This window comes from Ruminococcus sp. AM31-15AC (genome assembly GCF_003462045.1).
Lineage (GTDB): Bacteria > Bacillota > Clostridia > Oscillospirales > Ruminococcaceae > Hominimerdicola > Hominimerdicola aceti.
In genome coordinates, this window is sequence record NZ_QTYG01000078.1 from 1 (window position 1) to 7,620 (window position 7,620).

Annotated in this window: 3 protein-coding genes and 2 pseudogenes; 4 read left to right on the forward strand and 1 reads right to left on the reverse strand. The window is 43.6% G+C overall.

Features of this window, described 5'->3' with window-relative positions:
• Positions 1 to 202: 202 nt before the first annotated feature.
• Together DW793_RS13395 and DW793_RS13400 are read left to right on the forward strand one after the other, a co-directional pair.
• Entirely contained in the window at positions 203 to 1,411 is a 1,209-nt protein-coding gene (locus DW793_RS13395; protein WP_118158445.1) for a cellulase family glycosylhydrolase, read from the forward strand.
• 220 nt (positions 1,412 to 1,631) lie between these two features.
• Complete coding sequence (locus DW793_RS13400) at positions 1,632 to 2,897, forward strand: cation:proton antiporter (RefSeq protein WP_117938320.1); 1,266 nt, start codon at positions 1,632 to 1,634, stop codon at positions 2,895 to 2,897.
• Positions 2,898 to 3,092: 195 nt separating this feature from the next.
• Here DW793_RS13400 and xylA read toward each other — a convergent pair.
• A pseudogene (xylA, locus tag DW793_RS13405) lies at positions 3,093 to 4,417 on the reverse strand (xylose isomerase).
• Positions 4,418 to 5,447: 1,030 nt separating this feature from the next.
• Between xylA and DW793_RS13410 the strand changes: the two are divergent.
• On the forward strand, positions 5,448 to 5,720 hold the full coding sequence (locus DW793_RS13410; RefSeq protein WP_022288719.1) for a co-chaperone GroES: 273 nt from the start codon (positions 5,448 to 5,450) through the stop codon (positions 5,718 to 5,720).
• A gap of 43 nt (positions 5,721 to 5,763) precedes the next feature.
• A pseudogene (gene groL / locus DW793_RS13415) lies at positions 5,764 to 7,406 on the forward strand (chaperonin GroEL).
• Positions 7,407 to 7,620 lie beyond the last annotated feature (214 nt).

A 7,620-nucleotide genomic window follows, 5' to 3' on the forward strand; every position in this document is an offset into this window, starting at 1 on the left:
TGTGTATAAATCTCAAATGTTCATATTTTTAATTACCATATGAAAAAGTCCCGATTTATTAACGCTGATATAATTATACGATGTTAAAAATTCAGAGGATATTATCTGCCAAAAATCAGATTTTGCTATTGAAAATGAAGCGGTATTGTGCTATAATCAAATGTGTTCATAGCTTTATCTCAAAGAAAGGAAGGTATATTTTATGAAAGTTAAACAGTGGCTTGCATCATCACTTGCAGTGCTGATGCTTGTTTCGACCGTGGGCTGCGGAGATAATTCCTCAAGCTCAAAGGCTGAAAGCAAAGCAACCAACAGCTCTGCCGTTGTTTCGGAAACTGCAATGCCTGAAAAGGATTATGCAACAACGACCGACGGCTCAGCGAAAGTCAAGATCGACGGAACAAAATTCATGGTGGGCGACAAGGAGCTTTGGTTCAATGGAGTGAACGCTCCATGGGATAAGTGGAACGACTTTGGCGGAGGCTTTAATTTTGAGTTCTGGCAGGATCATTTCCAGAAGCTTCACAATTCAGGCGTAAATGCCGCAAGGATCTGGATAATCTGCAATGGCGACGTTGGTATGGCTATCTCAGCAGACGGTACATTTGACGGTGCAACAACAGCTCATTGGGAGGATCTTGACAATCTGTTCTATCTTGCAGAGCAGTATCAGATCTATATAATGGCAACAGTTCAGTCCTTTGATAACTTCAAGGATCAGAATCAGAATTATCAGGCTTGGAGAACGCTTATTCAGGACAGCGACAAGACAGATATGTTTGTAGATAACTACATAGTTCCTCTCGTTCAGAGATACGGCAAGAGCGACTATTTCTGGTCTGTAGACCTTTGTAACGAGCCTGACTGGATAGTTGAAAATGAAGAGTGCGGCAAGCTTGATTGGTCCTATCTGGAGCAGTATTATGCAAAGGCAGCTGCAGCTATCCATGCAAATTCAGACGTTCTTGTAACCGTGGGTCTGGGTATGATAAAGTATAACTCCGACAGCCAACAGGGCAACAAAATATCCGACAGCGAGCTTCAGAGCGTTTTGAGCGGTGATAAGTATGACAAGAGCCTTGCCTATGTTGACTTCTATTCAACTCATTGGTACACTTGGATGCAGGGAATGTGGGGATATCCTTTCAGCGAATCTCCAACAGACTTTGGCCTTGACGGTACAAAGCCTTGCGTTATAGGCGAATGCCCGGCCGTTGCAAGCGACAGCGATTTCGACATCACCTCAGCTTATGAGGACGCTTACAACAATGGTTGGAACGGTGTGTTTGCATGGAAAACAAGCGGTCAGGACGATGGCTGTGGTCTGTGGCAGGATATCCAACCTGCTATAGAAAAAATGGCAGGTATCTGCGAGGATAAGATATTCCCTAACGGCAAAAAAGCTGTATAAACAAACTTTGATAAAATAATCACAAAAAGAGCCGGCTTTTGCGGCTCTTTTTTGTTGCTCTTTTTTGTGAACAAATTGTGCTGTCTGTTGACTATAATGCGGCATAATGCTATAATAAGATACGGAAAATCAATGACGATTTGCAGAGAGTAAAATGCTGTAGATCGTTATTTTTACGCATTAACGTCATATAATGGCGGCGTGGAAAGGAAGTAAAATCATGGAAGAATACAGCTACATATTGTTTATTGCACTTATACTGCTTTCGACCAAAATTCTCGGACTTGTAACAAAGAAAATGAAACTGCCGCAGGTAGTCGGTGCGTTGTTGGCGGGTGTAATACTCGGACCTGCTGTTCTTAATGTTGTAAAAGAAACTGAGTTCATCTCAGAACTGTCAGAAATTGGCGTTATCGTGCTGATGTTCACCGCAGGACTTACAACAGACGTTAAGGAGCTTAAAAAGACCGGTAAAGCGTCATTCATAATCGCTCTTCTTGGCGTTATCGTACCACTGTTCGGCGGACTTGGACTTGCCGCTGCAATGGGCGTAGGAAAGGGCGATAAGCTCGCCTGCTCACCATTCCTGCAGCACCTCTTCATAGGCGTTGTGCTTACTGCAACATCAGTTTCAATCACAGTAGAAACTCTGAAAGAGCTTGGCAAGCTGTCTACAAGAGCAGGTAATGCCATTCTCGGTGCGGCTATCATAGACGATATCCTTGGTATCATCGCATTGACCCTTATCACAAGCCTTGCAGATACAAGCGTTCACGTTGCAACAGTTCTTATTAAGATAGTAGCGTTCTTTGCAGTGGCTATCGGCTGTACGGTGGTTTACCATGTTGTGTTCACAAAGTGGAGAAAAAGAGATAAAAAAGACCTTAGACGTCACGTTATCATTTCCTTCGTTTTCTGCCTGCTCATGGCGTATGTAGCAGAGCTTTTCGGCGTAGCAGATATCACAGGCGCATTTGTTGCAGGTCTTGCAATTTCAAGCGAAAAGGACGTAAAGTATATCTCCAACAGATTTGAAACACTTTCGTATATGTTCCTTTCACCGGTGTTCTTTGCAAGCATCGGCCTTACAATGAACGGTATCAATATGAGCGGCAAAATGGTGCTGTTCACAGTTTTGCTCCTTGCTGTGGCAATAATCACAAAGATAATAGGCTGCGGACTAGGCGCAAAGGTTTGTAAGTATACAAATCAGGAAAGCTTGCAGATAGCAATGGGAATGATCTCACGAGGCGAGGTCGCACTTATAGTAGCGGCTAAAGGACAAAAGCTTGGACTTATGGGCGACGAGGTTTTCGCACCTATCATCATCATGGTGGTTGCAACAACGATAATCACACCGGTATTCCTGAAGTTTGTGTTTAAGGATAATCATGAAGAACACGTTGAGGACGAGCTTATGAAGTCTGTGGAGGGCTTCTCACAGTATGAACAGGAGCTGCAGGAACTCTCAAGAAAAGAAAAGTAATGAAAAAAAGCAAAGAGCGGAGCAAAAAACTCCGCTCTTTTTTTGTACAAAAAATCCGCTGCCACGAATGATAGCGGATATGGGTGCAGGGGCACACTTTCATATTTTATCACAGCGTAAAAAATGATATGGGCGGCGATAAAAAATCCGCTACCACGAATGATAGCGGATATGGGTGCAGGGGCACGCCCCTGCTTAAAGATTGAACATGATCTGATTGAGTACACTCTCCAGATATTCCTGTCTGCCGCTAGAAAGTGAGTCAGTAACCTCGCCCTTCTCAACTGCATACTTCTCAAGGCTCTCCATGTCAGCCTTACCTGCAATGATGTCTGCACCAATGCCTGTTGTCCAGCTTGCATATCTGTCATCAACGAACTTGTCAAGTCTGCCGTCTTCAATGATCTTTGCAGCAGCCTTAAGACCAAGTGCAAATGTGTCCATACCTGCAATGTAGCTCAGGAAAATGTCTTCCATTGTGTATGAGCCTCTTCTTGCCTTAGCGTCAAAGTTCAGACCGCCGTTTGTGAAGCCGCCTGCCTTGAGAACTTCGTACATACAAAGTGTAGCGTCATAAGCGTTTGTAGGGAACTGGTCTGTATCCCAACCGAGCAGTGGGTCGCCCTGGTTAGCGTCGATAGAACCGAATACACCGTTGTCTCTTGCAACTCTCAGCTCATGCTGGAATGTGTGCTGGGCAAGCGTGGCGTGGTTAGCTCGATGTTCATTTTGAAGTCCTTGTCAAGACCATATTTTCTCAGAAAACCGAGAACTGTAGCTGTATCGAAATCATACTGATGCTTTGTAGGCTCCTTTGGCTTTGGCTCGATGTAGAAATCACCAGTGTAGCCCTTTGAACGAGCATAATCAACCGTCAGCTTCATAAGTCTTGCCATGTTGTCAAGCTCCAGACCCATGTTTGTGTTCAGAAGAGTTTCATAGCCTTCTCTTCCGCCCCAGAAAACATAGCCCTTACCGCCAAGCTTGATAGTAGCGTCAACAGCGTTCTTGATCTGAGCAGCCGCATAAGCGAAAACATCAGCAGAAGGTGATGTGCCTGCACCATGCATATATCTTGGGTGATCGAAGCACTTAGCAGTACCCCAAAGAAGCTTCTTAGTAGGGTCAGCAGCCATTTTTTCAGCTATGTAGTCAACTACCTCAGCAAGCTTTGCGTTAGTGGTGCCGAGATCGCCGTACTCAGGAGAAAGGTCACGGTCATGGAAGCAGAAATAGTCGATAGAAAGCTTGTCCATTATCTCGAAAGCAACATCGACCTTCTTCTTAGCTCTTGCCTCAGGAGCAGCCTCGCCCCAAGTCTTGTCAGTAGTGCCGCAGCCGAACATATCAGTGCCGTCGCCGCCCATTGTGTGCCACCATGAAAGAGCGAACTTGAGCTGTTCTCTCATAGTCTTGCCCATTACAACCTCATCTGGGTTATAATACTTAAAAGAGAGGGGATTAGTTGAGTTTACGCCCTCATACTTGATCTTTGGAATATCCTTAAAATACTCTGCCATAATTTTGACCTCCGAATATATTATTGTTTGATCTTAACGATTAAACGATTACAATATAATAATACACCAAACCGCACCCATTTGTCAACTGTTTTTTATTAAAATCGCATATATTGATATAAATTAAAATTGTGGGATAACTGCATAGACACACTATTTTTTCTCGTGTCTTCATCAATATTTCTGTAATAATTTTGTGTGATAACTGCACAAATTTTGACAACTAAACTTGTGCAAACAAATGATTTTATATTTAATTTGGCAACATTTCTGCAATTGTTGCATTTTTTATGCAACAAAAGAGGTGTTTTTCGTGTATAAGTAGAAAGCGTCTTAGATACTTGCGGGCACGTACAAGCCCTGCGACTTAGTGAATACGATGAGAGATTCTGGAACAGGCTGTAGAGTACTTGTATCAGGACGTGGGCGTGCATTGTGATATTTTGTGTATGCAACACCTAGGACATAATACCAAATGTCATACCCCGAACGTAACTTGAAAATCGAATATAAACGGCTGAAACACGAACCCAACGGCAACAAATCTGTAGGGGACGACGCCCTCGGTGTCCCGATATTCCTCACCCATTGAATTAACAGAGATTATCACAACAATGTCACCCCGAAAATAATTTGGCATCAATGATACAACAATTATGCGTTATTCCTCCGAACGGGACGCCGAGGGCGTCGTCCCCTACAATTATGGATACTGTTGATACGCATACCTCCATTGAATACATTTATCCCCACCCGAAAATCTGATTTCAGACCTGCAATACCCCACAATAAATTGTACAATATGCTTCTGAAACCAGTTTTTAGCTTGATGGATATTGTGCAACCCTACAAAAATCACATAAATGACCTTAAATGACTTGAATTTTGCGAAAAAGGTGCTAAAATATAATTAGCACTCAGAAAGACTGAGTGCTAACAATCCGATCGTGAGAGTGCTGAAAACATAGGTGCGACCACGAAGGATCCTAATTTAGCATATTAAAAGGTATTATAAAAGGAGGAACTTATCATGGCGATCAAACCATTGCAGGACAGAGTTGTAGTTAAGATGACAGAGGCTGAGGAAACCACAAAGAGTGGTATCATTCTCACAGGCTCAGCTAAGGAAAAGCCTGAGGTCGCAGAGGTAATAGCTGTAGGCCCTGGTAAAAAGGACGTTACTATGGGTGTTAATAAGGGCGACAAGGTGCTTATCTCTAAGTACAGCGGTACTAATGTTAAACTGGACGGTGAAGAGTTCATTATCGTTAAAATGGACGACATTCTCGCAGTTGTTGACTAATTTCACTGCATTTTAAATAGTATATAAACGGAGGTAATTTACAATGGCTAAGGATATAATTTTTGGCGAAGACGCAAGAAAAGCTTTGCAGAGCGGTATCGACAAGCTCGCAAACACTGTTAAGATAACACTGGGACCTAAGGGCAGAAATGTAGTTCTTGATAAGAAGTACGGTGCCCCTCTTATCACAAACGACGGTGTTACTATCGCTAAGGAGATCGAGCTTGACGATCCATTTGAGAACATGGGCGCACAGCTTGTAAAGGAAGTCGCTACTAAGACTAACGACGCTGCCGGTGACGGTACAACAACAGCTACATTGCTTGCTCAGGCTCTTGTCAGAGAGGGTATGAAGAATATCGCAGCAGGCGCTAATCCAATGGTGCTTAAGAAAGGTATGGATCAGGCTGTAGATACTGCTGTTGAAACTATCGTCGCTAACTCAAAGAAGATAGAAGGCTCTGAGGAGATAGCTAGAGTTGGTGCTGTTTCAGCCGCTGATGAGAACATCGGTAGCTTATCGCTGAGGCTATGGAAAAGGTAACTGCTGACGGCGTTATTACTCTTGAAGAGTCAAAGACTGCTGAAACTTACAGCGAAGTCGTTGAAGGTATGCAGTTCGACAGAGGATATATCGCACCTTATATGGTAACAGATACAGATAAAATGGAAGCTGTCCTTGATGACGCTTACATTCTTATCACAGACAAGAAGATCTCTAACATTCAGGAAATTCTTCCACTTCTCGAGCAGATCGTAAAGGCTGGCAAGAAGCTTCTTATCATTGCCGAGGACGTTGAGGGCGAGGCTCTCTCAACTCTTATCGTAAACAAGCTGAGAGGCACATTCACTTGCGTAGCTGTAAAGGCTCCTGGCTTTGGCGACAGAAGAAAGGAAATGCTTCAGGATATCGCTATCCTTACAGGCGGTCAGGTAATTTCATCTGAACTTGGTCTTGAACTCAGCGAAACAACTATGGAGCAGCTGGGCAGAGCAAGACAGGTAGTCGTTCAGAAAGAGAACACTATCATTGTTGACGGCGCAGGCAACAGCGACGATATCAAGGCAAGAGTTGGTCAGATCAAGTCACAGATCGAGAACACAACTTCTGATTTCGACAGAGAAAAGCTTCAGGAAAGACTTGCTAAGCTTTCAGGCGGCGTAGCTGTTATCAAGGTCGGTGCTGCAACTGAGGTAGAAATGAAAGAGAAGAAGCTTAGAATTGAGGACGCTCTGGCAGCTACAAAGGCGGCTGTTGAAGAGGGTATCGTAGCAGGCGGCGGAACAGCTCTTATCAACGCTATGCCGGCAGTTAAGAAGCTCGTTGACAAGCTCAGCGGTGACGAAAAGACAGGCGCTCAGATCGTTTACAAGGCTCTTGAAGAACCAGTTAGACAGATCGCAGTGAACGCAGGTCTTGAGGGCAGCGTTATCATAGACAAGATAATCCGTTCAAGAAAGGTCGGCTACGGCTTCAACGCTTATACTTCTGAGTATGTTGACATGATACCTGCAGGTATCGTTGACCCTACTAAGGTTACACGTTCAGCACTCCAGAACGCAGCTTCTGTTGCTTCAATGGTGCTCACAACTGAGAGCCTTGTTGCAGACAAGAAGGATCCACAGGCTGACGCTGCTATGGCAGCCGCAGCGGCAGGTGCAGGCGGAATGGGCGGTATGTACTAATAAGCTCCCATGACTAATATCTGATATAATTTACAGCCTCCGTAGTTATCCTGCGGAGGCTGTTTGTATGGAATAGGTAATATTTTATGATATAGTTTACAAAAATCAAATAATATCCTCGATGCTTTTGTAAGTAAAATCCAAAAGTATTGATTAATTAAATTAAATATATACATATTGTTGCAGACGTCCGCTTAAAAATTAAAGCAAATTA